The organism is Aquabacterium sp. A7-Y, assembly GCF_026153205.1.
Lineage (GTDB): Bacteria > Pseudomonadota > Gammaproteobacteria > Burkholderiales > Burkholderiaceae_C > Caldimonas.
In genome coordinates this window covers 18,415-42,957 of sequence record NZ_JAPFBW010000019.1, presented here as the reverse complement: position 1 = coordinate 42,957, position 24,543 = coordinate 18,415, and the positions used below count along the sequence as shown (strand labels likewise).

The window sequence follows — 24,543 nt, the reverse complement described above, 5'->3', positions numbered from 1 at the left end:
TTGCAAAGTACAGGCGATGAAGTGCAGGGCAGCACCCTGCCTATTGCACCTCCAGGGTAGGTTCGCTGCCAAGCTGGAATGCCGCGCCGCTTACGCGACATCGTCATTGATGAAGCTGATGTGGTTCCGGGTGAAGATCGGGTTCGGGTGCAACGGAATCCGAGTCGGCAGGTTCTGAGCTCGGTCGGTGCGATCACCACAGAACTCCAGCAACGATCGATTGCACAAAATCAGCCTTGGCGTCCGTGTATGCCTCTCGGTCATCCCGGTGCTCAGCGGCGAGCCTTGCTTTGAGGCGCTCGTATCGGGCGGCAGCCTGGGGATCCACGCGCAGCCGATCGCGGAATGCCAAACGCTGACGCCAGATCCCTCCGTCGTGAACCACGACATGGAGATGATGCGTTCGGCGCCCATGGGCCCATCGCATGAACCACTTCCGGTCAGAGAGCGAAGCATTGAATTCCGCCGAGGTTGCGTAGCCCACCTCGCACAATCGGGCCGCCAACGCATCCACCCCCGTCAGCGATTCAACACCCGCGAGAATGTCCACGATCGGTTTGGCTCTCATCCCCGGGATCGCCGTGCTACCGATGTGTTCGATCGCCACAAAGGCGCTCGGAAATAGCGACAGGAGCCGCCAACGCTCTTCCTCGAACGCTGGCGGCCACGCAGGGTCATACGGCACAAGCTCCACGCTCTCGTGGATAGCAGCAAGAAGTGATTCTTGGTCGGTCATTGGTCGTCGCGTCCCGCATTGCCGACCTCGACTGTAGCTCGCATGCCAGCATGGGATCACCGACTTGCTTTTACCCGCAACTTCGCCTCTTTTACGAGCGTTGGCGCCGAAGATCCAGGGCCGACCCGCGTCCAACGTCTGCCGCCGCCGCAGCGGCGCCTCGCTCACGAGACAAACCCTCCACGGCGTCGCCCGTTCACTCGGCAGGATCGTGTCGAAATCGGCTCACCTCGCTCGTCGTGGAGATGAGACAGCCATCATCCATGCCTCACCTCCCAACCCACGGAGTCGCTCCATGAGAAAACTCATCGCATCCACCTTTGTCTCGCTCGACGGCGTCATGCAGGCACCGGGTGGCCCCGAGGAAGATCGCAGCGGCGGGTTCGCCTTCGGCGGCTGGACGTTCAGCTACTGGGACGAGGTCATGGGCCGATCCATGAGCGGCTTCGATGGCAAGGACCGCGAGCTCGTGCTCGGTCGCAGGACCTATGAGATCTTCGAGGCGCACTGGCCGTACCAGCCGGCCGACAACCCGATCGCGCAGACGCGCGACGCGGCCAGGAAGCATGTGGCCTCCCGCACGCTGGAGAAGCTGCATTGGAACAACTCGACCTTGCTGCGGGGCGAGGTTATCGCGGCCGTCACGGCGCTCAAGTCAGAGGCAGGCGCGAGCTGCAGATCATCGGCAGCGGCACCCTGATCCAGACGCTGCAGGCCGCATCGCTGATCGACGAGTACAAGGTGTGGCCTTCCCCGTCGTGCTCGGGCGCGGCAAGCGGCTGTTCGAGGCCGGCACAAAGGCCGGCGCGCTGCGGCTCGTCGCTTCGCAAACCTCGGTCACCGGCGTCGTGATGAGTACCTATGTGCCTGCTGGTGACGTCCCGCTCGGATCGTTTACCCAGGCCGAGCCGAGCGCGAAGGAAGTCGACAGGCGGGCGAAGCATCACACGGAGACAGCATGCGGAGCAACCGCTCCGGCGACCGCGGCGAGCCGCCACAGCCGCGCGGCACGGCCGATGAACAGACCGCTGAACAAGCCGTAGCAGGCGCTGAATGCGAACGCGAAGCCGGCCTGGGCGGCCAGCTCCGGCGCCTGCGCCAGTGCGACACCGGCGACGTACTTGGTGAAGAACACGCCCATCATCAGCGCCAGCGGTACCGAGCTGCCCGGCAACTGGAAATGGCGAACCGCGGCGTCGTAACGGGTGCCGGCGGGCAGCGGTCGTGACAACATGGCCAGTGCTGCCAAACCGGCGCAAGCAGCCCAGGCCAGCAGCGACAGCGGCTGGTCTGGGAAGGCGCTGATCACGCCGTACAGCGACAGCCCGGTCATCGCGATCGGCACCAGGCTCACGCGGCGCAATGAGGCCAGTCGTGGCGCAAGCTGCATCACGCCCAGCCCAAGCAGCGCGAGAAACAGCACGAAGACCCAGCGCGGGGTCTGCAAGAGGATCTGCATCATCATCGTCATGTTCGGCTCGTTGAAGCTTCGCTGTCTCGATACCGTGATGCTCTCGCCGCACAGCGCCTGCGGCAACGGCGCTGCGACGAAGCGCGCGGCTGCGGTGTGAAACGACGCTTGGATGGCGCGGGCCGCCTCTGCGGTATGGCGGGTCACTTAGCGCGTCGTCGCTGGAAGGGCGATGAAAGAGCGGCCGCCTATCGACGAGCTCGAAACCCCGCGAGGCGAGGTCGTTCAGCGATCGAATTCAATTCGCCGGTCATCGAGACTCAGGTCCGGCCAACGAGGCGGGGTGCGTGCCAGCTTCCCCGATTCGATCGCGCTGCGCCAGCCGGACAGGGTCGCAGGACCGCCTTTCAGTCGCCCCTGCTCCCGCCACCCGAACGGCTCCTTGGCGTACAGCGTGGCTTGCACGTCGTTGCCGTGCTCCACCAGCAGAACCGCGTCGCCCAGCGCGTTGCCGTCCATGTCGACCAGCCAGAGGTGGCAAGCGGCAGGTTGCCGCACACAGGAGCGCTCGTCCCAGTGGGCCTCTGGCCGAATCAGCCGCTCCAGCAGGTCGGGATCGGGCACCTGCCCTGAGGGAAGCACCCTCACCTGGCGGAGCAAGGCTGCGCGAGCTTCGTGGCTGTCCTGGGCGCTGCTGCCCTCAGCATCGTCGCGCTTCAGCGCGTCGGCGGCAAGGCGAGCCACCTCGCGGCTTCGAAGGTCCGTGCCGGGGGCGCTCGACAAGGCCTGGAGCGCCGCCCGGCCATACGCACGGTCACGCCGCAAGTGATCCCAATCGAAGGCGGCCGGCTCAACTTGACCCGACTGCAGCCGCGCTACCTGGTGCCGCACGGCAATGCCTCGTACATCCGCCAAGGGACTGATGAGCAGCGTGACCGCCACCACCATAGCGAGGGCCGCGACGATGTTGGTCGCTGGTAGGGACGCCATCCATCCCCGCCGCCGCCTCAGCACGGAAGCGGCATAGCCGGAGGCATACAGCGTGACCAACAGCCCCACGACGGCGCCCCAGAGCCGGTCCTCGGTCCAGCCGTGCTGGGCGACACGCTGCCCGAGGGCCCAGTCGCCGAGCAGCGCGAGCGCTGGCATGGCCAACCAGGCAAGAGGCAAGGACTGCGCCATCCAACCCGGGAAGGGGCGAGGCTCGCGGCCGTCCTGGAAGGCGGCGTTAGCGAAGGCGGTGGTCAGAGCCACGAACCAGAACAGATAGAAAGCCGCGTGTCGCGTGGCGAACAGCGGTTCAACGCCGGTAAAGGCAAGCGCCCCCAGCCAGGCAACGGCGAACGTGAGCGCCAGCGGCAGGAACCACGTGATCAGCGACAGGCCAGCGCGGCGCAGTGCCAGCAGCGTGTCGACATGCTCGAGCACGAGGCCGCTCGCCAAGCCGAACGCGCCGGCCGTCACAATGATACCGAACGCCGGTTGCGCAAGCAGCCGACTCATGGCCGGCAAGCCGATGCTGTCCATCAGCCAGGCTGCCGCCCACAGCAGCACCCACAGCACCGCCGTAAGCGCCGTGCTGATCGGCACCAGCAGCGCGTTGCGCCAGGTCTGTTCGAACAGTTGGCGATAGTCGAACCGAAGCGGGGCAGCCTGTACCCCCGCTGCCAGCGCAACGACGACAAAGCCGACGACCGCGGCGGCCAGCACATGACCGAACAGGAAGGACGCCCGGTAGGACACCATCCAGGACGCTCCCGCGTGCGCGCCGAGCAGTGCGAACACGCTTCCGAGCATGACGGCAAACCCGACCCGCCGCCTTTCCGTGGTGAAAGCACCCTGCGAGAGCACCCAGCTCAGCGAGGTCGCGAGGACCAGATAGACCAGTGCACCGTGCAAAGGCCCCGAGCTTGCCCGCCATCTCTGCAAGGCCCACAACGAGGCGCCGGCCAGCACGCCTACACCGAGGTGACGCAGGGCCGTCCTGTATCTGCCCGGCATGAGCTCCGCATGAAGCGCGAAGGCATGGGTTCCGGAGGCTGGCTTGGCCTCATCGTGAAGAATCAAGGGGTCCTCCCCGCGTTTTTATTGTTCAGTCAGACGTTGAGCATAACTGCTGCGCGATCGCGCTTTCTGCGGGAGATGGACACCGCGCTCGCGGCAACTTGTTCCGGCCGAGTTCGACAAAGCGGTCGCTGCGCGCGGCCTGCACAAACAGCGTGCGCCCGGCCTGGCGGATGCGGACGCGTATCCGGCTCAGACGACGCGAGCACCCGCCCCTGTTCGTCGAGGGCGGGGTGCTTCAGTACTGTGGCAGAACGCGGCGTAGCCGCCTTCAGAAATCGGTGTGCCGCTGGAGGCGAGCCTACGCAGGCCGCCACGTGACGGCGCCGTTTCGCTTTTTTTGCACGGCCCAAAAGACCAAGGGCCTGGCGTCGCCGCCAAGCCCTTGAGTGCTCTACCGAATCTGGTAGGCGCGATTGGATTCGAACCAACGACCCCCACCATGTCAAGGTGGTGCTCTAACCAACTGAGCTACGCGCCTGAAGAAGCGAGACTATAGCACGGTTTTTTAATTGTGCGCTACTTTCTTCGTGCAAGACGCACGCCGTTCACTTGTGAGACCTGGTTGAGCACCTGCGCCAGGCGCGCCGAGTCCGACACTTCGACGGTGAAGGTCATCCAGGCGGTCTCCTTGATGGTTTGCGTGTTGACCCCGACGACGTTCATCTTCTCCTTCGCGAAGACCTCCGAGATGTCGCGCAGCAATCCCTGCCGGTCGGTCGCCTGCACGTTGACATCCACCGGGTAGACCGCGCCCTGGTCGGTGGACGGCACACCCCACTCCACCGGGATGACGCGCTCGGGCGTGCGGCCGGCCATCTGGCGGAAGTTGGAGCAGTCGCTGCGGTGGATCGCGACGCCCTTGCCGCGCGTCACGAAACCGCCGATGGCGTCCGGGGGCGCCGGCTTGCAGCAGCGCGCGAGCTGCGTCAGCAGCGACTCCACCCCCACGACCAGCACCCCGCCCTTGGGTGAGCCGGCGTCCGCGCGCGGCTTCTTGAGCGTGATGCCCTCGTCGGCGCTGGGTGTCGGCTCGCTGGGCCGCAGCACGTGCTCGATGTTGCGCAGCGAGTACTCGTCCTTGCCGATCACGTCGAACAAGGCGTCGGCACTCTTGAAACCAAGCTGGGCGGCCAGGTCCTCCAGCTTGACCGCCGTCCGGCCCTCGCGCTGCAGCAGCTTTTCCACCAGTTCGCGCCCCTTGGCGATGGTCTGCTGCTGCGCCAGGGCGTTGAACCAGGCCCGCACCTTGGCCTTGGCGCGCGAGCTTTTCAGGTAGCCCAGCTCGCTGTTGAGCCAGTCCATCGACGGACCGCCCTCCTTGACCGAGATCACCTCGACCGTCTGCCCGCTCTGCAGCGGCGTGTTCAGCGGCACCATGCTGCCGTCGACCTTGGCGCCGCGGCAGCGGTGGCCCAGGTCGGTGTGCACGGTGTAGGCGAAGTCGACCGGCGTCGCGTCCTTGGGCAGCTCGACGATGACGGCCTGCGGCGTGAAGACGTAGATGCGGTCGTCGAAGACCTCCCGCGCCGCGTTCTGCGCGTGGCCCGTGAAGTCGCGCTCCCAGGCCAGCAGCTGCCGCAGCACGTTCTTGCGCGCCTCGGCCACGCGGGCCTCGAAGTCACCCGCCGCCACCACGCCTGCATACCCCTTGGTGCCGGCTTCCTTGTAGGCCCAGTGCGCCGCCAGGCCGTGCTCCGCGTGCTCGTGCATCTCGCGGGTGCGGATCTGGATCTCGATCGGGCGAGCCTGCGGCCCGAACACCACCGTGTGCAGCGACTGGTAGCCGTTGGGCTTGGGCTTGGCGATGTAGTCGTCGAACTCCTCGGGCAGCGGCTTGTAGGCCTCGTGCACCAGGCTCAGCGTGGCATAACAGTCGCGCAAGCTCGGCACGATCACGCGCAGCGCGCGGATGTCGAAGACATGCTCGAAGTCCAGCTGCTTGCCCCGCATCTTCTTCCAGATGCTGTAGATGTGCTTGGGCCGGCCCTGCACCTCAGCCGCGATGCCTTGGGCCTTCAGCAGGCGCCCCAGGTCCTGGCGCAGCGTTTCGACCGCCAGCTCGCGCTCGACCCGCTTCTCGTCGAGCATGCTGGCGATGTTCTTGTACTGCTCGGGCTCCAGGAAGCGAAACGACAAGTCCTCCAGCTCCCACTTGATCTGCCAGATGCCCAGCCGGTTCGCGAGCGGCGCGAAGACCTGCAGCGACTCGCGCGCCAGCACCAGCGGGCAGGCGCGCTTTTCCTGCGCGTAGTAGCGCAGCGTCTGCAGCCGCGAGGCCAGCCGCAGCAGCACCACCCGGAGGTCGCGCGAGAAGGCCAGCAGCATCTTGCGCACGCGTTCGGTCTGCTCGGCCCGCATCTCCTCGTCCACCAGCGCGTCGCGCGCGTTGCGCTGGATCTGCAGCAGCTTGCGGGCCGCGCCGACCAGGCTTGCATAGGACGGGCCGAAGGCCTTGGCGATGACCTCCTCGGGCTTGTTCAGGTACTCACCGACATACACCAGGTAGACCGCCGCCATCATCGAGGGCGAGGCACCGATGCCCTGCAGGATCGCGGCCACACCCTGGGAGTGCGCCAGCGCATCCTCGCCGGTGTCCAGCCGCTGCCCGGCCAGCAGCGGCTCCGAGAAGGCGCGGGCACGCTCCAGCCGGGCGTGTTCCTGCGACAGCGCCTCCGAAGGCGGCAGCAGCCGGTCGGCGGTTTCGCCGGTCAGCTGCACGATGGCCGACGGCTGCGGCCCGAACTCCAGCGACCCGGTCTTCATGCCTCGGCCAGCAGAAACTCCTGCACCACCGCGATCTGCTCGGGCGTGACGAGGGTGGGCGCGTGCCCGACCGCGGGGAACTCGTGCACCGCGGCCTTCGGTCCGCGGCGGCTCATCTCCTGCAGCGTCTCGGGGGTCAGCAGGTCGGAGTGGGCCCCCCGCAGCACCAGGGTGCGGGCGCGCACCGCGTCGTAGCGCTGCCACAGCTGGGCCTGCGCCTGGGCGGTGCTCTCGGGTGTGGCGGCGTGGAAAGGCACTGCGATGCGCGGATCGTAGTGCGGCAGGAAACCGCCGCCCTGCTCCGCCTCGACGCTGCGCAGCATGGGCCGCGTCAGCGCCAGCCACTGCTCGCGGCTGTGCTCGCCGAAGCCGGTCGAGATGGACCAGAGGTAGTCGGCCGCCTCGTCCAGCGAGGCGAACTTCGGCGTCTTGCCGACATAGGTGCCGATGCGCTCGATCGCCTGGGTCTCGATGGTCGGCCCGACGTCGTTGAGCACCAGCTGGCGCACCGGACTCCCCGGCAGCGAGGCCAGGCACAGCCCGATCAGCCCGCCCATCGAAGTGCCAACCCAGTCGAGGGTTTTCGCGTTGAGCCGCGCCAGCAGGGTGACCATGTCGCCGACATAGGCCGGGATCTGGTAGCCCATCGGGTCACCCAGCCAGTCGGAGCGGCCACGCCCGACGACGTCGGGGCAGACCACGCGGTAGTCCTTGCACAGGGCGTGCGCCAGCGCGTCGAAGTCGCGCCCCTGGCGCGACAGGCCGTGCGCACACACCAGGACTTTCGGATTGGCCGGGTCACCCCACTCCCAGTACGCCATCCTGTGCAGGCCCTGGGTGTCGAGGCATTGCACGAAGTCGAGGCGGGGTTCAGTCATTGTTCAAAGTCCTTCTCTCATAATCCCGAAATTGCGCGCGCGCCCCCCGAACCATAGCAAAGAGGACAGACCATGTTGGAAGGAAAAACCGCCGTCGTCACCGGATCCACCAGCGGTATCGGCCTGGGCATCGCCCTGGCTCTGGCCCGCAAAGGGGCCCGCATCGTCCTCAACGGCTTCGGCGACGTCGAAGCCGCCCAGGCCGAAGTGGCCGCCACCGGCGCCAAGGTCGGCTACCACGGCGCCGACATGACCCAGCCCGAGCAGATCGCCGAGCTGATGCTGTATGCCCGCACGGACTTCGACGGTGTGGACATTCTGGTCAACAACGCCGGCATCCAGTACGTGGCCAATGTCGAGGATTTCCCGGTCGAGAAGTGGGACGCCATCATCGCGATCAACCTCAGCTCGGCCTTCCACACCACCCGGCTCGCGGTGCCCGGCATGCGCGCCAAGAACTGGGGCCGCATCATCAACGTCGCCTCGGCGCACGGCCTGGTCGCCTCGGCCCAGAAGTCAGCCTATGTCGCGTCCAAGCACGGCATCGTCGGCTTCACGAAGGCGGTCGCGCTGGAGACGGCCGACACCGGCGTCACCGTCAATGCCATCTGCCCGGGCTGGGTGCTGACCCCGCTGGTGCAGCAGCAGGTCGAGGCGCGTGCCGCGCAGGCCGGCGTCTCGGTCGAGGAAGCGACCCGCCGCCTGCTCGGCGAAAAGCAGCCGGCGCCGCAGTTCACGACGCCCGAACAGCTCGGCGAGCTGACCGCCTTCCTGTGCTCCGATGCTGCCTCGAATGTGCGCGGCGTGGCCTGGAACATGGACGGCGGCTGGGTCGCCCAGTGAGACACCGGCCCGCCCGCCGGGCGGGCCCTTTTTTCTTTCGACGCGCGCGCTCCCTATTTCAGCACCACGCTGCCCGACACCGTGACCGTCACCACACCCTTGCCGGCCTCGACCGGCACCTGGGCGTCCTCGGCCATCGCCATCTTGGCGCGTGCCATCATCATCGGCCGCGGAAAGCCGCCCTGCTCGTTGCTGGCGATGTTGACCTCGCGCAACAGATAGCCGGCGAAACCGAACTGCTTCGCGTAGTCCTGGGCCTTGGCCTTGTAGGCCGCAATCGCGCGCTCGGTCACCACCGCTTCGTGGCGCTCGCGCGCCTCGCGCGAGAGTCCTTGCGTGATGTTGGAGATGCTCAAGGTGTTCAACTTGGCGGCGGTCTGGGCGATGCGCGCCAGGTCCTTGCCTTCCAGCACCAGCTCGACCGAGCCCTGCCAGCCCGAGATGCGCCCTTGCTGGCTGTAGCGCGGATGCAGCGAGAAGTCGCCGGTGCGCAAGTCCATCCGGCCCGGCTGGGCGGCCTTTTTCGCCTCGCCCAGGGCCGCGTCCAGCGCCTGCTTCAGGGCCGCCTGCACCTGGCCGGCGTCGTTGCCCTCCTTGGTGGTGCTCAGCGTGATGGTCAGCAGGTCGTGGGTGACCTCTTCCGAAGCACTGGCGGAGAAGCTGACGACGTTCTGCGGCTCGTGCGCCTGCGCTTGCGCCTGGGCCGCGTTGCTCAGCAAGGTCAGGGCCGTGAGGAGCGCGCCGGCGCCGATCTTGGCTTTTTTCATGGATGTCCTTCCTCGAGATGAAGCGGCGGCGCCCCGCCCCATGCGCTTGCGCCGCCATTGCTCTTGCTATTAATAGATAGAACAGCATAAGCTGCGCGGCGGCGAAACCCACCGACCGGGCGCCGACGGACAGCCGCAGATGGCCTGCTTGCCCTAACGCGGAAACCCCTCGCGAGGCTGACGGCAAGGTCGTTCGAAGGCAGCCGCGATGCTGTCTCCCGACCTTCCGATCCCCCCTGTTCCGGGGGATCAGCCCCGTTTGACAAGGCAACCGGACAGCGAGCAAAATTTGTAACAGTTGGTCCGGAGGCGCAGAAATGCGCGTGTGCAGCGCACAAAATCCCGCCTGTTACAAAGTAGGGAGCCCCGCTCATGACATCACAGACCCCCAACGCGCGGATGGACCGCATCGTCGTCGTGGACGACGACGCCCGCATCCGCGATCTGCTGCGACGCTACCTGACCCAGGAAGGCTTCGAAGTGCTCCTGGCTGAGGACGCCAAGGCCCTCAACCGCGTCCTGACTCGTGAGACGGTGGACCTGATCGTGCTCGATCTGATGCTACCCGGCGAAGACGGCTTGTCGATCTGCCGCCGCCTGCGCGCCGCCAACGATGCCACGCCCATCATCATGCTGACCGCCAAGGTCGAGGACGTCGACCGTATCGTCGGCCTGGAGGTCGGCGCTGACGACTACCTGCCCAAGCCCTTCAACCCGCGCGAGCTGCTGGCGCGTATCCACGCCGTGCTGCGCCGCCGCCCCACCCTGGAAGCTCCCGGCGCTCCGGCCAAGGAGCCTCAGAGTGTTGTCTTCGGCCCCTTCGAATTCGACCTGGCGCTGCGCCGCCTGACCAAGGACGGCGAACCGATGCCGCTGACCACCGGCGAGTTCTCGATGCTCAAGGCCCTGGTACGCCACCCGCGCCAGCCGCTGTCACGCGACAAGCTGGCCCAGTTGGCGCGCGGCCGCGAGTTCGAGCCCTTCGACCGCAGCCTGGACGTGCAGATCTCGCGCCTGCGCAAGATGATCGAGCCCGACCCCTCGCAGCCGCGCTACATCCAGACGGTCTGGGGCGTCGGCTATGTGTTCGTGCCGGACGGCGCTGCCTGAGGCGCGCCCGGCGCTTTTCTGTCGCTGTTTCCTGTCGCGGGCGGCCCCTGCTCCGCCCTGACGCGCCCCGCTGCGGTGGGGCCGCCGCCGGCCTGGCGCGAAGGGCATACTCCGAGTTCCGGCCACGCGGGGTGGCCGCTGTTGTCTCCGCATGGCCCGAAAACGCGTCACCCTCAGCCTCTTCTGGCGCACCTTCATCCTGCTCGGCGTGCTGCTGGGCTTCGGCATCTTCGCGTGGGTTCAAACCTTTCGCGCGCTGGAGTTCGAGCCGCGCGCGGTGCAGGCTGCCCAGCAGCTGGCCAGCCTGGTCAACCTGTCGCGCGCGGCCTTGCGCTATGCGGACAGCATCAACCGCGTGACCCTGCTGAAGACCATCTCCGAGCAGGAGTCGATCAAGCTGCAGCCGCGCGAACGCACCGACCGCTTCGAAGCCTTCGAAACTGATCGCTTCACACGCCGCATCGGCCAGGAACTGCGCTCACGCCTGGGGCCCACCACCCTGGTCGCCACCAGCGTCAACGGCGCGCAAGGCCTGTGGATCGACTTCACGATCGAGAACGACCGCTACTGGCTGCAGGTCGACCCCGGCCGGGTGCAGGCGGTGCAGGGCCGCACCTGGTTCATCTGGGTCAGCATCGCGCTGCTCGCCACCATCCTGGGTTCGGCCGGCGTGGCGCGGCTGATCAACCAGCCGCTCAAGCAGCTGTCTTTCGCGGCCAGCCGCATCCGGGAAGGCGAGTACGAGTCGCGTCTGGACGAGGAGACGCTCACCAGCGAGATCCGGGAGGTCAACATGGGCTTCAACCGGATGGCGCGCGAGCTCGCGAAGGTCGAGGAGGACCGCGCCGTGATGCTGGCCGGCATCTCGCACGACCTGCGCACGCCGCTGGCCCGGCTGCGCCTGGAGGCGGAGATGAGCGTGTCCGACGAGGAGGCGCGCCGCAACATGGCGCTGGACATCGACCAGCTCGACGCCATCATCGACAAGTTCATGGACTACGCCCGCCCGGGCGAGGTCAAGCTGGTGCCGGTGCATCTGAGCAGCGTGGTGGACCGCGAGATCGCCGCCTTCCGCGACACCAACCAGATCCGCATCGTCTCGCGCGTCGCGATCGACACCAAGGTGCTGGCCGATGACACCGAGCTGGGCCGGGTGCTCGCCAATCTGTTCGAGAACGCGCGCCGCTACGGCCGCACGCCCACCACCGGCGTCACCAACGTCGAGCTGACCTATGCGCGCACCGGCCCCTGGGTCATCGTGACGGTGCGCGACCACGGCCCGGGCGTTCCGCCCGAGAAACTCTCGCAGCTCACGACCCCCTTCTTCCGCGGCGACGCGGCCCGCACCGCGGCCACCGGCGCTGGTCTGGGCCTGGCGGTGGTCGAGAAAACGGTGCTGCGCATGGGCGGCACCTTCGAGCTGAGCAACTCGCCGGCGCCCGACACCGGGCTGATCGCGCGCATCCGGTTGAAGCGGGCGCCTTGAAGCTGCGCGCCGCCGGCCGCCTCAGTCGGCGCGGACCAGCAGCGCCACTGCACGCGCCTCGATGGATTCCTGGCGACCCACCGGCCCCATCTTCTCGGCCGTCTTGGCCTTGACGTTCACCTCCGACACATCGCAGCCCAAAGCCAGCGCAATGCGCTCGCGCATCAGCGGGATATGGGGCGCCATCCTGGGCGCCTGGGCCACGATGGTGCTGTCGACATTGCCGAGCTCCCAGCCGGCCGCGCGCACGCGGCGCATCGCCTCGGCCAGCAGCAGGCCCGAATCGGCGCCCTTGAACTGGGCATCGCTGTCCGGAAAGTGGCGACCGATGTCGCCCAGCCCGGCCGCGCCGAGCAGCGCGTCGGTGATGGCGTGAAGCAGCGCATCGGCGTCCGAGTGGCCCAGCAGCCCCAGGGTGTGCGGGATCTCGACGCCCCCCAGGATCAGCTTGCGGCCAGCCACCAGCGCGTGTGTGTCCCAGCCCTCGCCCACTCTTATCTTCATCAACGCGACCTCAGCAAACGCTCCGCCAGCTCGAAGTCGGGCGGATAGGTGATCTTGAAATTCTCCAGCGAGCCGCGCACCAGCAGCGGCGCATGACCGAGCGCCTCGATCGCGCTGGCCTCGTCCGTCACGGCCGGGCCGGCCTGCAGCAAGGCCGGGCGCAGCAGCCCGAGGCGGAACATCTGGGGCGTCTGGGCCTGCCACTTGGCGGCGCGGTCCAGGGTCGCGGCCGAGCGGCCGCCGGCGGCCTGCTTGAGCGTGTCGGCCAGCGGCAGCGCCAGCAGCCCGCCGACCTCGTCGTCCCGGCAGGCGTCGATCAGCGTGTCGACCCACTCCGGCCGCAGCAGACAGCGCGCCGCGTCGTGCACCAGCACCCAGTCGTGCGGCAGCGCGCCGCGCTCGACCAGGGCGTCCAGCCCCCGGCTCACCGATTCGGCCCGCGTCGCGCCGCCCACCGGCTCGGCCCAGCCCTCGAACCCCGGCACCGCCTCGGCGAACCGCGTGTCGCCGGGCGACAGCACCACCATCACGCCGGCCAGCCGCGTCACCTGCGCCAGCGCCGCCAGGGTGTGGGCGACAAGGGTGCGGCCGTTCAGCATCGCATACTGCTTCGGCCCGCCCGCGCCTGCCCTCTCGCCGACACCGGCGCAAGGCACAAGGGCGTAAAGGCGCGGCGGCTCGGTGGAATACATGGGGCAGTCAGGCTGAGAGAAGGCCGGATTCTATAATCCGGGCGCTTCTTCGCCCCCGGCGACCTCGCCCGGGGCGATTCGCTTTTGTTGTCGCGAAGGACGCATGCAGATCCCATCCATCGCCCCCGGCAAGCGCTACACCGTCGCCCGGCCGCCCGGCTCCGCCGACGCGCTGCTGCTGGCCGGCTTTGCGCGCCAGCAGGCCGCCGCGAAAACGCTCACCGCCATCGTCACTGCCGAGCCGGCCGACGCGCAGCGGCTGCACGACGAGCTGGCCTTCTTCGCGCCCGAGCTGCGCTGCGCGGTGTTCCCCGACTGGGAGACGCTGCCCTACGACACCTTCTCGCCCCACCAGGACCTGATCTCCGAGCGCCTCGCGACGCTGTGGCGCATGCGCCAGGGAGACGTCGACGTGGTGCTGCTGCCGGCCTCCACCGCGCTGGTGCGGCTGGCGCCGCCGTCCTTCATGGCCGGCTACACCTTCCACTTCAAGCAGAAGACCCGGCTCGACGAAACCTCGCTCAAGGCCCAGTTGACCCTGGCCGGCTACCAGCACGTCAGCCAGGTGGTGTCGCCCGGCGAATACGCGGTGCGCGGCGGCCTGATCGACCTGTTCCCGATGGGCTCGGGCGTGCCCTACCGGGTCGACCTGTTCGGCGACGAGGTCGATTCGATCCGCACCTTCGACCCGGACAGCCAGCGCAGCCTCTACCCGGTGCCCGAGGTGCGGCTGCTGCCGGGCCGCGAGTTCCCGATGGACGAGGAGGCGCGGGCGCGTTTCCGGGCCCGCTGGCGCGAGCGCATCGAGGGTGACCCGAGCAAGGCACGGGTCTACAAGGACATCGGCAACGGCATTGCGACCGCCGGCATCGAGTACTACCTGCCGCTGTTCTTCGACCAGACCGCGACCATCTTCGAGTACCTCGGCGAGCAGGCGGTGGTGGCCCTGCACGGCGAGATCGACGAGGCACTCAAGCGCTTCTGGACCGACACCCGCGAGCGCCACCGCTTCCTGCAGCACGACCCGGAGCGCCCGCTGCTGGCGCCCGAGGACCTGTTCCTGCGCGCCGAGGACTTCTTCACCCTCTGCAATGCCCACCCGCAGCTGGCGGTGCGTGGCAGCGAGCCCGCCGACTGGGCCCGCCCGCTGCCCGACCTGGCCGCCGAGCGCGGCGCCCAGGAGCCGCTGCGCAAGCTGCAGATCCACGTCGGCACGACGCCGCACCGCGTGCTGCTGGTGGCGGAGTCGGCCGGCCGCCGCGAGAGCCTGCTGGAGCTGCTGCGCGACAACCGCATCGAGCCGCCCGGGGTGGACTCGCTGGCCGAGTTCCAGGCCGGCGACGAGCGCTTCGCGATCGCCGTTGCGCCGCTGGCCGCCGGCTTCCACTGGCAGCCCGAGGGCCAGGCCACCGGCCTGCAGTTCGTCACCGAGACCGAGCTGTTCGCCACCGGCCCCAGCACCCGCCGGCGCCGCAAGCAGGAGCAGGTCAGCAATGTCGATGCGCTGATCAAGGACCTCTCGGAGCTGAAGATCGGCGACCCGGTGGTGCACGTGAATCACGGCATCGGCCGCTACCAGGGGCTGATCAATCTCGACCTCGGCGACGGTCCGACCGAGTTCCTGCACCTGGAATACGCCGACAAGGCCACGCTCTACGTGCCGGTGGCGCAGCTGCACCTGATCAGCCGCTACACCGGCGTCAGCGCCGAGGAGGCGCCGCTGCACCGGCTCGGCTCCAGCCAGTGGGACAAGGCCAAGCGCAAGGCCGCCGAGCAGGTGCGCGACACCGCCGCCGAGCTGCTCAACCTGTATGCGCGCCGGGCCGCGCGCGAGGGATTCGCGTTCCGCTTCTCGCCGCATGACTACGAGGCCTTCGCGGCCAGCTTCGGCTTCGAGGAGACACCCGACCAGAACGCCGCGATCCACGCGGTGATCCAGGACCTGATCTCGCCCAAGCCGATGGACCGGCTGGTCTGCGGCGACGTCGGCTTCGGCAAGACCGAGGTGGCGCTGCGGGCGGCCTTCGTCGCCGTGACCGGCGGCAAGCAAGTGGCCCTGCTGGCCCCCACCACGCTGCTGGCCGAGCAGCACTTCCAGACCATCTCGGACCGTTTCGCCAACTGGCCGGTCAAGGTGGCCGAGCTGTCGCGCTTCCGCTCGGGCAAGGAGATCAACCAGGCGCTCAAGGGCCTGGCCGACGGCACGGTGGACATCGTGGTCGGCACCCACAAGCTGCTGTCGGCCGACGTCAAGTTCGCCCGCCTGGGGCTCCTGATCATCGACGAGGAACACCGCTTCGGCGTGCGCCACAAGGAAGCAATCAAGTCGATGCGCTCCGAGGTGGACGTGCTGACGCTCACCGCCACGCCCATCCCGCGCACGCTGGGCATGGCGCTGGAAGGCCTGCGCGACCTCAGCGTCATCGCCACCGCGCCGCAGCGGCGCCTGGCCATCAAGACCTTCGTGCGCAACGAGAGCAGCGGCACCATCCGCGAGGCGGTGCTGCGCGAGCTCAAGCGCGGCGGGCAGGTCTATTTCCTGCACAACGAGGTCGAGACGATCCAGAACCGGCGCGAGAAGCTGCAGGAGCTGCTGCCCGAGGCGCGTATCGTGGTGGCGCACGGCCAGATGCCCGAACGCGAGCTGGAACGCGTGATGCGCGACTTCGTCGCGCAGCGCTACAACGTGCTGCTGTGCTCGACCATCATCGAGACCGGCATCGACGTGCCGACCGCCAACACCATCGTGATCTCGCGCGCCGACAAGTTCGGCCTGGCCCAGCTGCACCAGCTGCGCGGGCGGGTCGGGCGCTCGCACCACCAGGCCTACGCCTACCTGATGGTGCCCGACGTCGAGGGCCTGACGAAGCAGGCGGCCCAGCGGCTCGAAGCCATCCAGAGCATGGAGGAGCTGGGCTCGGGCTTTTATCTCGCGATGCACGACCTGGAGATCCGCGGCACCGGCGAGGTGCTGGGCGAACACCAGAGCGGCAACATGCAGGAGGTCGGCTTCCAGCTCTACAACGACATGCTGAGCGAGGCGGTGCGCTCGCTCAAGGCCGGGCGTGAACCCGACCTGTTGTCGCCGCTGTCGGTCACCACCGAGATCAACCTGCACGCGCCGGCCCTGCTGCCGGACAGCTATTGCGGCGACGTGCATGTGCGCCTGAACCTCTACAAGCGGCTCGCCTCCGCCGAGAAAAACGACCAGATCGACGCGCTGCTGGAGGAGGTCACGGACCGCTTCGGCAAGCTGCCGCCGCAGGGCCAGACCTTGTTCGACGTGCACCGCCTGCGCGTGCTGGCCAAGCCCTATGGCGTGCTCAAGATCGACGCGGCGCCGGCGGCCATGACGCTCACCTTCCGGCCCAATCCGCCAATCGACGCGATGCGCATCATCGAGCTGGTGCAGAAGAACCGCAACGTCAAGCTGGTCGGCAACGAGAAGCTGCGCATCGACAAGGCCTACCCGGAGCCCAAGGACCGGGCCCAGTACATCCGGGACATCCTGCGCGCCCTCGGCACGCCGGTGGCGCAGCCAGTCTGAGCCGCGCCCCTTTTGCTTTCTTTTCCCTCCCTCCTGAACACCATGCCCACCGAGTTCGCCCCCGGCCTGACGGTCCAGATCACCACCCCCCAGCTGCAGCTGTCGGACTTCCGGCTGATCGCCTTCGACATGGATTCGACGCTGATCAACATCGAGTGCATCGACGAGATCGCCGGCGTGGCCGGCAAGAAGGCCGAGGTGGCGGCCATCACCGAGGCCGCGATGCGCGGCGAGATCACCGACTTCAAGGAGAGCCTGCGGCGCCGCCTGGCGCTGCTCGAAGGCCTGCCGGCCGACGCACTGCAGCAGGTCTACGACCAGCGCCTGCAGCTCAACCCCGGCGCGACGGAGCTGGTCGCGGCGGCACGCGCGGCGGGCCTCAAGACGCTCCTGGTCTCCGGTGGCTTCACCTTTTTCGCCGACCGGGTCCAGGCCCGCCTGGGCATGGACCACGCGCGCTCCAACGAGCTGGAGATCGTCGACGGCCGCCTGACCGGCCGGGTGATCGGCGACATCGTCGACGGCGAGGAGAAAAAACGCCAGCTGCTCGCGATGTGCGAGCGCATCGGCTGCACCCCGCTGCAGGCGATCGCGGTCGGTGACGGCGCCAACGACCTGCCCATGATGGGCGCGGCCGGCCTCAGCGTGGCCTACCACGCCAAGCCGGCGGTGCGGGCGCAGGCGATGGTGGCGATCAACGAAGGCGGCCTGGACCGCTTGCTGGAAGTCGTCAAGCCGGCCGCCTGAGGCATCTCCCCGGCGTCGTCAGGCGCGATGGCCGCTGGCTATGATGGACCGCACTGCCGTGAGCGGCAGCGCCCATTGTTCCTCTCTCAAGGAGTCCTCATGGCCAACAAAAAACAGGTTGCCGTGATCGTCGGCAGCCTGCGGCGGGAATCGCTCAATCGCAAGCTCGCCCTCGCCTTGGCGCGCATCGCGCCCGAGTCGCTGGACCTGCAGATCGTCGAGATCGGCGACCTGCCGCTCTACAACCAGGACCTGGACGGCGAGCCGCCCGCCGCCTGGGTCAGCTTCAAGCAGCGCATCGCCGCCTCGGACGCGGTGCTGTTCCTCACGCCCGAATACAACCGCTCGGTGCCGGCCCCGCTGAAAAATGCCATCGACGTCGGCTCGCGCCCCTACGGCCACAGCGCCTGGAGCGGCAAGCCGGCCGGCATCATCTCGCTCTCGCCGGGCGCTGTCGGCGGCTTCGGCGCCAACCACCACCTGCGCCAGTCGCTGGTGTTCCTCGACATGCCCTGCCTGCAGCAGCCCGAGGCCTACATCGGCGGCGGGGACAAACTCTTCGACGCCCAGGGCGACATCGCCAACGAGTCCACCCGGGGTTTCCTCGGCAAGTACCTGGCCACCTTCGAGCAGTGGGTCGCGCGCAACGCGCGGGCCTGACACCGGCGACCGACAGCGGCCCGCCCCGGCACTCGCTGGCCCCTGCCGGGGCCGCCGGCAGCGCTTCGCAAGGCGCCGCCTCCCCCTCTTGAAAAGCTCGCGGCCGGAACCTATCTCGCGTTCGTAGGCCGATGTGGATCGGCCGCCTTTGCCCAGGAGGACGCACCATGTACGAATCCCTGATGAGTTTCCCGAGCAGCCTGTTCACCGAGTTCGACCGCCTGCGCCGCGAACTCGACGAGGTGTTCGGCAGCCCGGGCGTGCCCGCCAGCATCCGCTCGGTGGCGCCCGGCACCTTCCCGGCCATCAACATCGGCCGCACGCCCACCAGCGTGGAGATTTACGCCTTCGCCCCCGGCCTCGATGCCCGCAGCATCGACCTCACGCTGGACCGCGGCGTGCTGACCCTCTCCGGCGAGCGCAAGCCCAGCCTGCCCGAAGGCAGCGAGCAGGCCACGGTCTACAGCCGCGAGCGCGTGCACGGCAGCTTCCGGCGTGCCATCACGCTGCCCGAGGACATCGACCCGACGCGGGTGAACGCGAGCTACCGCGACGGCGTGCTGCAGGTGAGCGTGGCCCGGCGCGAGTCGGCCCAGCCCAAGCGCATCGCGATCCAGTGAACCCAGCATCGTCTGCAAGGAGGTGAAGATCATGAGCGACAAGCAAATCGTCAAGACCGGCCAGTCCGAGGACGGCCGCGACAGCCGTGACAGCCGTGACAGCCGCGCCGTCGTGCCGCGCGTCGACGTGCTGGAGGACGACACCGGCATCACGCTGCTGGCGGACCTGCCGGGCGTCTCCAAGGAGCAGCTGGAGCTGAAGGTCGAAGGCGACACCCTGCAGCTCGAAGCCGATGTGGCGATGCCCACGCCCGAGGGGCTGGAGGCCGTCTATGCCGAGGTGCGCGTGCCGCGCTACCGCCGCGCCTTCACGCTGAGCCGCGAACTCGACGCGAGCCGCATCGACGCGGCGCTGAAGGACGGCGTGCTGAAGCTGCGCATTCCCAAGCAGGAGCACGCGCAGCCGCGGCGCATCGCCATCCAGGTCGCCTGAGCGCGGCCGCGACCGGGCCGCCCCGCCGGGGCGACCCGGCGCTCAAGGTGCCGGCGCCGGCATCACGACGATGCCGTCCGCGTCGGCATACAGCCAGTCGCCCGGGCGCACCCAGACGCCCTGCACCTGCACCGCGACGTCGCGCTGGCCTTCATGGCGCTTCTCGGTCGGCAGTGGCATCGAGGCCAGGGCCCGGATGCCGACCTCGCAGGCCGCCAGTTCGGCCACATCGCGCACGCAGCCGTCCACGACCACGCCGGCCCAGCCGTTTTTCGCCGCCGCGGCCCCCAGGTTGCCGCCCACCAGCGCCCGGCGCAGCGAGCCGCCACCGTCCACCACCAGTACCCGCCCCTGTCCCGGCGTGTCGAGCGCCGCCTTGACCAGCGTGTTGTCCTCGAAACACTTCACCGTGCTGACCGGCCCGGCGAACTTGCGGCGCGCGCCGAAGTCGCGGAACACCGGCGGCAGCACGCGGAAGGCGCCGTCGCTGTCGTTCTTGTGCGCGTCGCAGAAATCGCAAGTCGCGAAGTCGAGCGAGCTCGCGGAGTCGGGGGAAGTCGTCATGCCTTGTCCACTTTCTTGATCGGCGGTTTCACGTCTTCGCGGCGCGCGGGCAGCATGGGCTGGCACTCGCGCACCGCGTTCAGGATGATGGAAGTCGAAGTTTCGGTGAGGATGCAGAACTTGGTCACCACCGCATCGAGGTGGCCCACGTCGATCACGGCGATCTCCAGGATCCAGCTGTCCTCGCCGGTCACGTTGTAGGCCGTGACCACCTCGGGGGTCTGCTGGATCAGTTGCACCACCCGCGCGTATTCGGCGCGCCCGACGCGGATGGCGGCCCGGATGCCGTAACCCAGCTTCTGCAGGTCGACGCTGGCACGGTAGCCGGTGATGACGCCGGCCGTCTCCAGCTTGCGCACCCGCTCTGTCACCGCGGGCTGGCTGAGGTGCACCCTGCGGCCCAGCTCGGCCATCGACAGCCGGGCATCGGCCTGCAGTTCGGCCAGGATGCGGGTGTCGTGATGGTCGAGATCGTGATTCAAGGCTGGACCTCCGGATTGCTTTCTGAATACAAGGATTATCGGCTTCAGATCCGTGAAACGCTACTGGTGCGGTGTGGGCTGCTTTCTTACGATCTTGAGCTTTCCGGCCAGATCGGAACCACACCCAACACACCCTAGACCATGAGCGCTGCTTCCACCATCCTCGCCCGCCCGGGGTCCCTCACGCCCCTGATCACGCTCTGCCTCGCCGCCACCTGGCTGGTCTGGGGCTCGACCTACCTGGCGATCAAATACGCGCTGATCAGCTTTCCGCCCTTCTTCCAGATGGGCACCCGCTTCCTGGTGGCGGGCCTGGCGCTGCTCGCCTGGATGCGCTGGCGCGGCCGTCCCCTGCCCAGCGCGCGGCAATGGCTCAACGCGGCCGGCGTGGGCGGCCTGATGCTGGGCGGCGGCATGGGCGGCACCGCCTATGCCGAGCAGAGTGTGGGGTCCGGCCTGGTGGTGGCCTTCATCGCGGTCGTGCCCTTGATGATCGCTGCGCTCAACCTGTTGTGGCGCGTCTACCCGAGCCGCTTCGAGCTGGCCGGCATCGCGGTCGGGCTGGGCGGCGTGCTGATGCTGACCCAGGGCGCCGGCTTCCAGGCCTCGCCGGTGGGCCTCATCGCCATCGCGACGGCCTGCATCACCTGGTCCATCGGCAGCGTGCTGAGCCAGCGCAGCCTGCCCTTGGCGCCGGGCGCGATGGGCTTCGCCAGCGAGATGGTCTGCGGCGGCCTGCTGCTGCTGGCGCTGTCGCTCGCGGCCGGCGAGACGCCCATCTGGCCGCCCGAGCCGCTGGCCGCCGGGGCCTGGGCCTATCTGGTGGTGTTCGGCTCGCTGGTCGCCTTCAACGCCTACATGGTGCTGCTCAGCCAGGCCCCGGCAGCGCTCGCTTCCAGCTACACCTTCGTCAATCCCGTCATCGCGATGCTGCTCGGCGTCGCGGTGGCCGGCGAGCACATCACCGGCTTCGAATGGAGCGCTGCGGGGGTGGTCCTGGGCGGTGTGGTGCTGATGCTGTGGGGCGCCGCCCGGCGGGCCCGTTGAGCAGGCCGGCCGGGCCCTGACTTGGCCGTCGCTCAGCGCGCCAGCACCTCCACCTCCGCCAGCGACAGCGCCGCTTCCCCCCTCAGCCACAGGCGCACATAGCGCCCGCTCTGGCCCTCCGCGAGCCGCAGATCCAGCATCCGCCGGCCCTCCAGCGAGCCCACGGGGTAGGCCGTCACCCCGGGACGTCGGCGCTCCTCCTCCAGGGTGGATCCACCGAAGGGCGTGTCCGACACCAGCACGTCAAAGTCGGCCAACTGCTCGCTGCAGCAGTCCACCCGGTTCCAGATCCTGACCTGTCGCAGCGGGTGCACCGCGCCCAGGTCGACCTCCCACCACGGCTGCTGCGCCGGGCCCGTATAGGTGAGCGGCCCGTCGCGCCAGAGTGCGTTGTAGCGCCCGTCCACCGCCCGCGACGCGACGCCGCCCGAGGCAGTGCTCGATTGCCGGGCCGTCTGGCGCAGCGCCAGGTTGACGGGCCCCTGCTCGACCTGCACCTCGGCCAACGAGAGCACCTCGGCCTCGCTCCGGTCGCCCTGGCCACCGCTGCCGGACAGGTCAGGGTCGGAGCGCCGCTGCACCACCACGCTGCGTCCTGGCACTGCCGTGCCGTTGAGCAAGGTGAGGTCCAGGTGCAGGCGGTCGGGCGACTTCAGGCTGTTCTCGGGGTTGAGCTGCGACGAGGTCCAGACCGCCTGGCCGGCCGCGTCCAGCACCGAGACCGTGATGTCGCGCAGCCGGCTGCGGCAGTCGCCAGTGCCATCGCAGTCACCCAGGCGGTTGAACAAGCTGATCGCCGAGATCGGCCGCGTGTCGTCGAAGTCCAGCCGCCACCAGGCATCGGACTGCCCGGGCGCGGTCGCGGTGTGGCTGCGCCAGTCCTGGTCGGTGGCCCGGTCGGCGGCCCTCGAACCCCGCTCGTCGCTGGACTGGCTGGCGCGGCCCTCGCCCGCGACATCGCCCGCGCGGCGGCGGAACTCGACGATCACGGCAGCGGAGGGCACGCCCTGGTCGTCCACCACGTGCAGCTGGTAGTACCCCGGTGGCACGGTGGTGTCCGACAGCTGGTCCAGGTGCAGCTCGAGCCGGTTCTGGCGCTGGCGGAACGGCACCGGCACATGACGCAGGTCGGTGCTGTGGCCGTGGGTCACCGCGGCCAGCGAGATCAGGGCCACCGAGGCGATGCGCCGCCGGTCCGCCAGCCGCACGGTCGTCCGGGCGTCCTCGCCGTGGCTGAAATAGGGGTGGCCGCGCTCCATCCTCTGTACCGCCGGCCGGTCGGCCCATACCACCTGGCCGTCCCGGCGTTTCCTGAAGAAGTAAGGCGGGAAGAACACCTGTGCCGTATCCGAGAACACCGGCCCCGGCGACCCGCCAGCCGTGTTCAGCACCGCGCCGCTGGGCAGCAGCAGCGAGGTCGAGTGGTAGAGCCGCTCGGCGGAGGCCGAGGCCCAGGGGGTCCAGCGGTCCGCCTGCGGGTCCCACACCTCGGCCGGCAGAACGGCCTTGCCCAGCGCATTGCCGTGGGTGGTGCCGCCGGTGACCAGGACGCGGCCGTCCGGGAGCATCAGCGAGTTGGCATAGTTGCGCGCATAGGCCAGTTCGGCCACCGGCACCGCGACCGGGCGCTCGGCGCCGATGTCCAGCACGGCCGCCTTTCGCGACGCGGGCTCGGTGTCGAAGACGGTCTCGCCGCCGGCCACCAGCAGCACCTTGCCCGGCCGGTACATCACCGTGGTTCCGGAGATGCCGACGCGGTGCCCCGAGCGGCCCAGCACCTCGAGGCGGCCCGCGCCCGCGGCGTCGAGCCGCCAGATCAGGTTGTTGGAGATGCCGACGATGCGGCCGTCGGGCGCCAGGTAAGCGCGCGGGTACCACCAGCGTTTTTCGGTCGCGCCGAAAGCTTCGTCGCTGCTGGCGTTGGACAGCTGGCGCCAGCCCTCGGCGGCCGAGAAGACCTCGGGCGTGGTGGCGTAGATGGCGGAGGCCGTCTTGTCGTTGCTGTTGCCGCCGACCACCACCACGCGGTTGTCCGGCAGCCGCACCAGCGAGCTGTACCAGCGCGGCTGGTGCATCTGAGAAGCGCGCGCGAGCAGCAGGCTGCGCCCGGGGTCCCATTGCGAGGTTTTCCAGAAGGTGTTGCCGCCGACGATCATGAGCAGGCCATCGGGGCCCATCACCGAGGCACTGCAGAAGCTGTCGACCTCGGTGGGGCTGCGCACCTCCTTGTGCGCAGCGGGCTGCAGGCCGCCGGCCGGGTCCCACTCGTCGAAGGCCAGCGCCTTCTGCCCCGGCAGGTCGGGCCGCTTGGCGCCGTAGGTCAGCACGCGGCCATTGGGCAGGACATTGGCGTGCAGGCCCAGCACCGGCCAGTCCACCACCGGGCTCCACATGCCGACCAGGTGGGCGTCGGGTGTCGGGGGCAGCATGCCGACAAGCGCGTCCTGCCGGGGCGTGATCAAGGCAGCCTGGGCCGCCTCGCGGTCGCCGCCGTCCGGGGCCGTGTCGGCAGCGTCCGCAAGCGACGGCGAAGGCTCGTCCGTTGCTGAACCACCGCCGCCCCCACACCCGACCAGCAGCAGGAGCGACAAGGCCGCCACCGCGACCGTGCGCCTCGATACGGGCGCCCCGCCAGGAATGTTCCGCATAGGTCCTCCGCTGCTGGCCCGGGCAATACCGGGCCCCGATGCAAGCTGGGCTTGCATCGAAGCAGCGGCAGGTCCCTGAGCGTTTGATGATGAGTGAGAGCGGAAGATATCGACAAAGTCACAAGTTGGCGCCCACTCATACCGGGGGCCGAAAGGGCGACGAGCAAGGCCCGGCGTTTGCTCACAAGGTGGCCCAATCGATTCACATCTTCTGCGTCTGGGGGTGTCGGCGCAACGCTCTCATACAATCCCGTCCGTTGGTGCCCGCGCCGCCGCCCGGTGGCGCAGTTAAACGGGAAGCAGGAAGGATGTCCGCCGCGACGGCGGCCACCCGAGGCCTGCGCTGCCCCCGCAACGGTCAGCAGACGAAGCACGCCGCCAGGCGCGCTCCAGCTCCGGTTCTCCGCCACTGGCGCCCAGGCGCTGGGAAGGCCGCCGGGGTCGCTCTGCCAGCCCGGATACCGGCCAACAGGTGGGTGCGCCTCTCGCGCGCCCGGTGTGCCCGGACCTGCGGGGAAGCAGGCACGGGTGTCCTGCT

The 24,543-nt window shown here is 68.8% G+C and carries 21 protein-coding genes, 1 tRNA gene and 1 riboswitch; of the genes, 10 read left to right on the top strand and 12 right to left on the bottom strand.

Going from position 1 to position 24,543, the window contains the following annotated elements:
* Window positions 1-193: 193 nt before the first annotated feature.
* The gene (locus tag OOT46_RS17605; protein ID WP_265404935.1) at window positions 194-736 is read right to left on the bottom strand and encodes a GrpB family protein; all 543 of its coding nucleotides are present in this window, start codon (window positions 734-736) and stop codon (window positions 194-196) included.
* Window positions 737-1,031: 295 nt separating this feature from the next.
* On the opposite strand from OOT46_RS17605, the gene OOT46_RS17600 reads away from it, so the two are divergent.
* Entirely contained in the window at window positions 1,032-1,436 is a 405-nt protein-coding gene (locus OOT46_RS17600) for a dihydrofolate reductase family protein (RefSeq protein ID WP_265404934.1), read from the top strand.
* A gap of 243 nt (window positions 1,437-1,679) precedes the next feature.
* On the opposite strand, the gene OOT46_RS17595 is transcribed toward OOT46_RS17600, so the two are convergent.
* From OOT46_RS17595 to OOT46_RS17575, 5 genes are all read right to left on the bottom strand, one after another.
* Window positions 1,680-2,354 carry a DUF6622 family protein gene (locus OOT46_RS17595; protein WP_322114264.1) on the bottom strand — a complete coding sequence of 225 codons (675 nt, stop codon included), beginning with the start codon at window positions 2,352-2,354 and terminating at the stop codon, window positions 1,680-1,682.
* A 78-nt stretch (window positions 2,355-2,432) separates the two neighbouring features.
* Window positions 2,433-4,214 (bottom strand): DUF4153 domain-containing protein, encoded by a 1,782-nt coding sequence (locus OOT46_RS17590; protein ID WP_265404933.1) that lies wholly within the window; start codon window positions 4,212-4,214, stop codon window positions 2,433-2,435.
* Between the two features lie 401 nt (window positions 4,215-4,615).
* A tRNA-Val gene (locus tag OOT46_RS17585) sits at window positions 4,616-4,692 on the bottom strand.
* A gap of 38 nt (window positions 4,693-4,730) precedes the next feature.
* Window positions 4,731-6,977 carry a RelA/SpoT family protein gene (locus OOT46_RS17580; protein ID WP_265404932.1) on the bottom strand — a complete coding sequence of 749 codons (2,247 nt, stop codon included), beginning with the start codon at window positions 6,975-6,977 and terminating at the stop codon, window positions 4,731-4,733.
* Window positions 6,974-7,855, bottom strand: coding sequence for an alpha/beta fold hydrolase (locus OOT46_RS17575; RefSeq protein WP_265404931.1), 882 nt, complete (start codon window positions 7,853-7,855; stop codon window positions 6,974-6,976). Before OOT46_RS17575 ends, OOT46_RS17580 begins: the two co-directional genes overlap by 4 nt.
* Before the next feature lie 72 nt (window positions 7,856-7,927).
* Between OOT46_RS17575 and OOT46_RS17570 the strand changes: the two genes are divergently transcribed.
* The gene (locus OOT46_RS17570; RefSeq protein WP_265404930.1) at window positions 7,928-8,698 is read left to right on the top strand and encodes a 3-hydroxybutyrate dehydrogenase; all 771 of its coding nucleotides are present in this window, start codon (window positions 7,928-7,930) and stop codon (window positions 8,696-8,698) included.
* A gap of 53 nt (window positions 8,699-8,751) precedes the next feature.
* On the opposite strand, the gene OOT46_RS17565 is transcribed toward OOT46_RS17570, so the two are convergent.
* Window positions 8,752-9,465 (bottom strand): SIMPL domain-containing protein, encoded by a 714-nt coding sequence (locus OOT46_RS17565; RefSeq protein ID WP_265404929.1) that lies wholly within the window; start codon window positions 9,463-9,465, stop codon window positions 8,752-8,754.
* Window positions 9,466-9,837: 372 nt separating this feature from the next.
* On the opposite strand from OOT46_RS17565, the gene ompR reads away from it, so the two are divergent.
* Together ompR and OOT46_RS17555 are read left to right on the top strand one after the other, a co-directional pair.
* Window positions 9,838-10,575, top strand: a complete 738-nt coding sequence (gene ompR / locus OOT46_RS17560; RefSeq protein ID WP_047194837.1) for a two-component system response regulator OmpR — start codon at window positions 9,838-9,840, stop codon at window positions 10,573-10,575.
* 151 nt (window positions 10,576-10,726) lie between these two features.
* On the top strand, window positions 10,727-12,061 hold the full coding sequence (locus tag OOT46_RS17555; protein ID WP_265404928.1) for a sensor histidine kinase: 1,335 nt from the start codon (window positions 10,727-10,729) through the stop codon (window positions 12,059-12,061).
* A 21-nt stretch (window positions 12,062-12,082) separates the two neighbouring features.
* Here OOT46_RS17555 and ispF read toward each other — a convergent pair whose 3' ends face one another.
* Together ispF and ispD are read right to left on the bottom strand one after the other, a co-directional pair.
* A complete protein-coding gene (ispF, locus tag OOT46_RS17550) occupies window positions 12,083-12,565 on the bottom strand; it encodes a 2-C-methyl-D-erythritol 2,4-cyclodiphosphate synthase (protein ID WP_265404927.1) in 483 nt (160 codons plus the stop codon).
* Complete coding sequence (gene ispD / locus OOT46_RS17545; protein ID WP_265404926.1) at window positions 12,565-13,257, bottom strand: 2-C-methyl-D-erythritol 4-phosphate cytidylyltransferase; 693 nt, start codon at window positions 13,255-13,257, stop codon at window positions 12,565-12,567. The genes ispF and ispD overlap by 1 nt, the downstream gene beginning before the upstream one ends.
* A gap of 103 nt (window positions 13,258-13,360) precedes the next feature.
* Between ispD and mfd the strand changes: the two genes are divergently transcribed.
* The 5 genes from mfd (at window position 13,361) to OOT46_RS17520 (ending at window position 19,264) form a co-directional block, all read left to right on the top strand.
* Window positions 13,361-16,804: a transcription-repair coupling factor gene (gene mfd / locus OOT46_RS17540; RefSeq protein WP_265404925.1), complete on the top strand. Its 3,444-nt coding sequence runs from the start codon at window positions 13,361-13,363 to the stop codon at window positions 16,802-16,804.
* 42 nt (window positions 16,805-16,846) lie between these two features.
* Window positions 16,847-17,551 carry a phosphoserine phosphatase SerB gene (serB, locus tag OOT46_RS17535; protein WP_265404924.1) on the top strand — a complete coding sequence of 235 codons (705 nt, stop codon included), beginning with the start codon at window positions 16,847-16,849 and terminating at the stop codon, window positions 17,549-17,551.
* 99 nt (window positions 17,552-17,650) lie between these two features.
* Window positions 17,651-18,211, top strand: coding sequence for an NADPH-dependent FMN reductase (locus tag OOT46_RS17530; protein WP_265404923.1), 561 nt, complete (start codon window positions 17,651-17,653; stop codon window positions 18,209-18,211).
* A gap of 167 nt (window positions 18,212-18,378) precedes the next feature.
* Window positions 18,379-18,831 carry an Hsp20/alpha crystallin family protein gene (locus tag OOT46_RS17525; RefSeq protein WP_265404922.1) on the top strand — a complete coding sequence of 151 codons (453 nt, stop codon included), beginning with the start codon at window positions 18,379-18,381 and terminating at the stop codon, window positions 18,829-18,831.
* 31 nt (window positions 18,832-18,862) lie between these two features.
* Window positions 18,863-19,264, top strand: a complete 402-nt coding sequence (locus OOT46_RS17520; protein ID WP_265404921.1) for an Hsp20/alpha crystallin family protein — start codon at window positions 18,863-18,865, stop codon at window positions 19,262-19,264.
* Between the two features lie 42 nt (window positions 19,265-19,306).
* Here OOT46_RS17520 and rraA read toward each other — a convergent pair whose 3' ends face one another.
* Together rraA and OOT46_RS17510 are read right to left on the bottom strand one after the other, a co-directional pair.
* Window positions 19,307-19,828: a ribonuclease E activity regulator RraA gene (rraA, locus tag OOT46_RS17515; protein ID WP_265404920.1), complete on the bottom strand. Its 522-nt coding sequence runs from the start codon at window positions 19,826-19,828 to the stop codon at window positions 19,307-19,309.
* A complete protein-coding gene (locus OOT46_RS17510; protein WP_265404919.1) occupies window positions 19,825-20,310 on the bottom strand; it encodes an Lrp/AsnC family transcriptional regulator in 486 nt (161 codons plus the stop codon). Before OOT46_RS17510 ends, rraA begins: the two co-directional genes overlap by 4 nt.
* A gap of 141 nt (window positions 20,311-20,451) precedes the next feature.
* On the opposite strand from OOT46_RS17510, the gene OOT46_RS17505 reads away from it, so the two are divergent.
* Window positions 20,452-21,357: an EamA family transporter gene (locus OOT46_RS17505; RefSeq protein ID WP_265404918.1), complete on the top strand. Its 906-nt coding sequence runs from the start codon at window positions 20,452-20,454 to the stop codon at window positions 21,355-21,357.
* Window positions 21,358-21,389: 32 nt separating this feature from the next.
* Here the strand turns inward: OOT46_RS17505 and OOT46_RS17500 are convergent, their stop codons facing one another.
* A complete protein-coding gene (locus tag OOT46_RS17500; RefSeq protein WP_265404917.1) occupies window positions 21,390-24,005 on the bottom strand; it encodes a discoidin domain-containing protein in 2,616 nt (871 codons plus the stop codon).
* A 241-nt stretch (window positions 24,006-24,246) separates the two neighbouring features.
* Window positions 24,247-24,490: riboswitch (cobalamin riboswitch) on the top strand.
* Window positions 24,491-24,543 lie beyond the last annotated feature (53 nt).

Bases quoted from the DNA above. Each gene is read 5' to 3' on its own strand.
- OOT46_RS17530 (WP_265404923.1), top strand. From the start codon at position 17,651: ATGGCCAACAAAAAACAGGTTGCCGTGATCGTCGGCAGCCTGCGGCGG.
- ispD (WP_265404926.1), bottom strand. From the start codon at position 13,257: ATGTATTCCACCGAGCCGCCGCGCCTTTACGCCCTTGTGCCTTGCGCC.
- OOT46_RS17520 (WP_265404921.1), top strand. From the start codon at position 18,863: ATGAGCGACAAGCAAATCGTCAAGACCGGCCAGTCCGAGGACGGCCGC.
- OOT46_RS17565 (WP_265404929.1), bottom strand. From the start codon at position 9,465: ATGAAAAAAGCCAAGATCGGCGCCGGCGCGCTCCTCACGGCCCTGACC.
- OOT46_RS17575 (WP_265404931.1), bottom strand. From the start codon at position 7,855: ATGACTGAACCCCGCCTCGACTTCGTGCAATGCCTCGACACCCAGGGC.
- OOT46_RS17570 (WP_265404930.1), top strand. From the start codon at position 7,928: ATGTTGGAAGGAAAAACCGCCGTCGTCACCGGATCCACCAGCGGTATC.
- OOT46_RS17600 (WP_265404934.1), top strand. From the start codon at position 1,032: ATGAGAAAACTCATCGCATCCACCTTTGTCTCGCTCGACGGCGTCATG.
- OOT46_RS17505 (WP_265404918.1), top strand. From the start codon at position 20,452: ATGAGCGCTGCTTCCACCATCCTCGCCCGCCCGGGGTCCCTCACGCCC.
- ispF (WP_265404927.1), bottom strand. From the start codon at position 12,565: ATGAAGATAAGAGTGGGCGAGGGCTGGGACACACACGCGCTGGTGGCT.
- OOT46_RS17580 (WP_265404932.1), bottom strand. From the start codon at position 6,977: ATGAAGACCGGGTCGCTGGAGTTCGGGCCGCAGCCGTCGGCCATCGTG.
- serB (WP_265404924.1), top strand. From the start codon at position 16,847: ATGCCCACCGAGTTCGCCCCCGGCCTGACGGTCCAGATCACCACCCCC.
- OOT46_RS17555 (WP_265404928.1), top strand. From the start codon at position 10,727: ATGGCCCGAAAACGCGTCACCCTCAGCCTCTTCTGGCGCACCTTCATC.
- OOT46_RS17525 (WP_265404922.1), top strand. From the start codon at position 18,379: ATGTACGAATCCCTGATGAGTTTCCCGAGCAGCCTGTTCACCGAGTTC.
- OOT46_RS17500 (WP_265404917.1), bottom strand. From the start codon at position 24,005: ATGCGGAACATTCCTGGCGGGGCGCCCGTATCGAGGCGCACGGTCGCG.
- mfd (WP_265404925.1), top strand. From the start codon at position 13,361: ATGCAGATCCCATCCATCGCCCCCGGCAAGCGCTACACCGTCGCCCGG.
- OOT46_RS17605 (WP_265404935.1), bottom strand. From the start codon at position 736: ATGACCGACCAAGAATCACTTCTTGCTGCTATCCACGAGAGCGTGGAG.
- ompR (WP_047194837.1), top strand. From the start codon at position 9,838: ATGACATCACAGACCCCCAACGCGCGGATGGACCGCATCGTCGTCGTG.
- rraA (WP_265404920.1), bottom strand. From the start codon at position 19,828: ATGACGACTTCCCCCGACTCCGCGAGCTCGCTCGACTTCGCGACTTGC.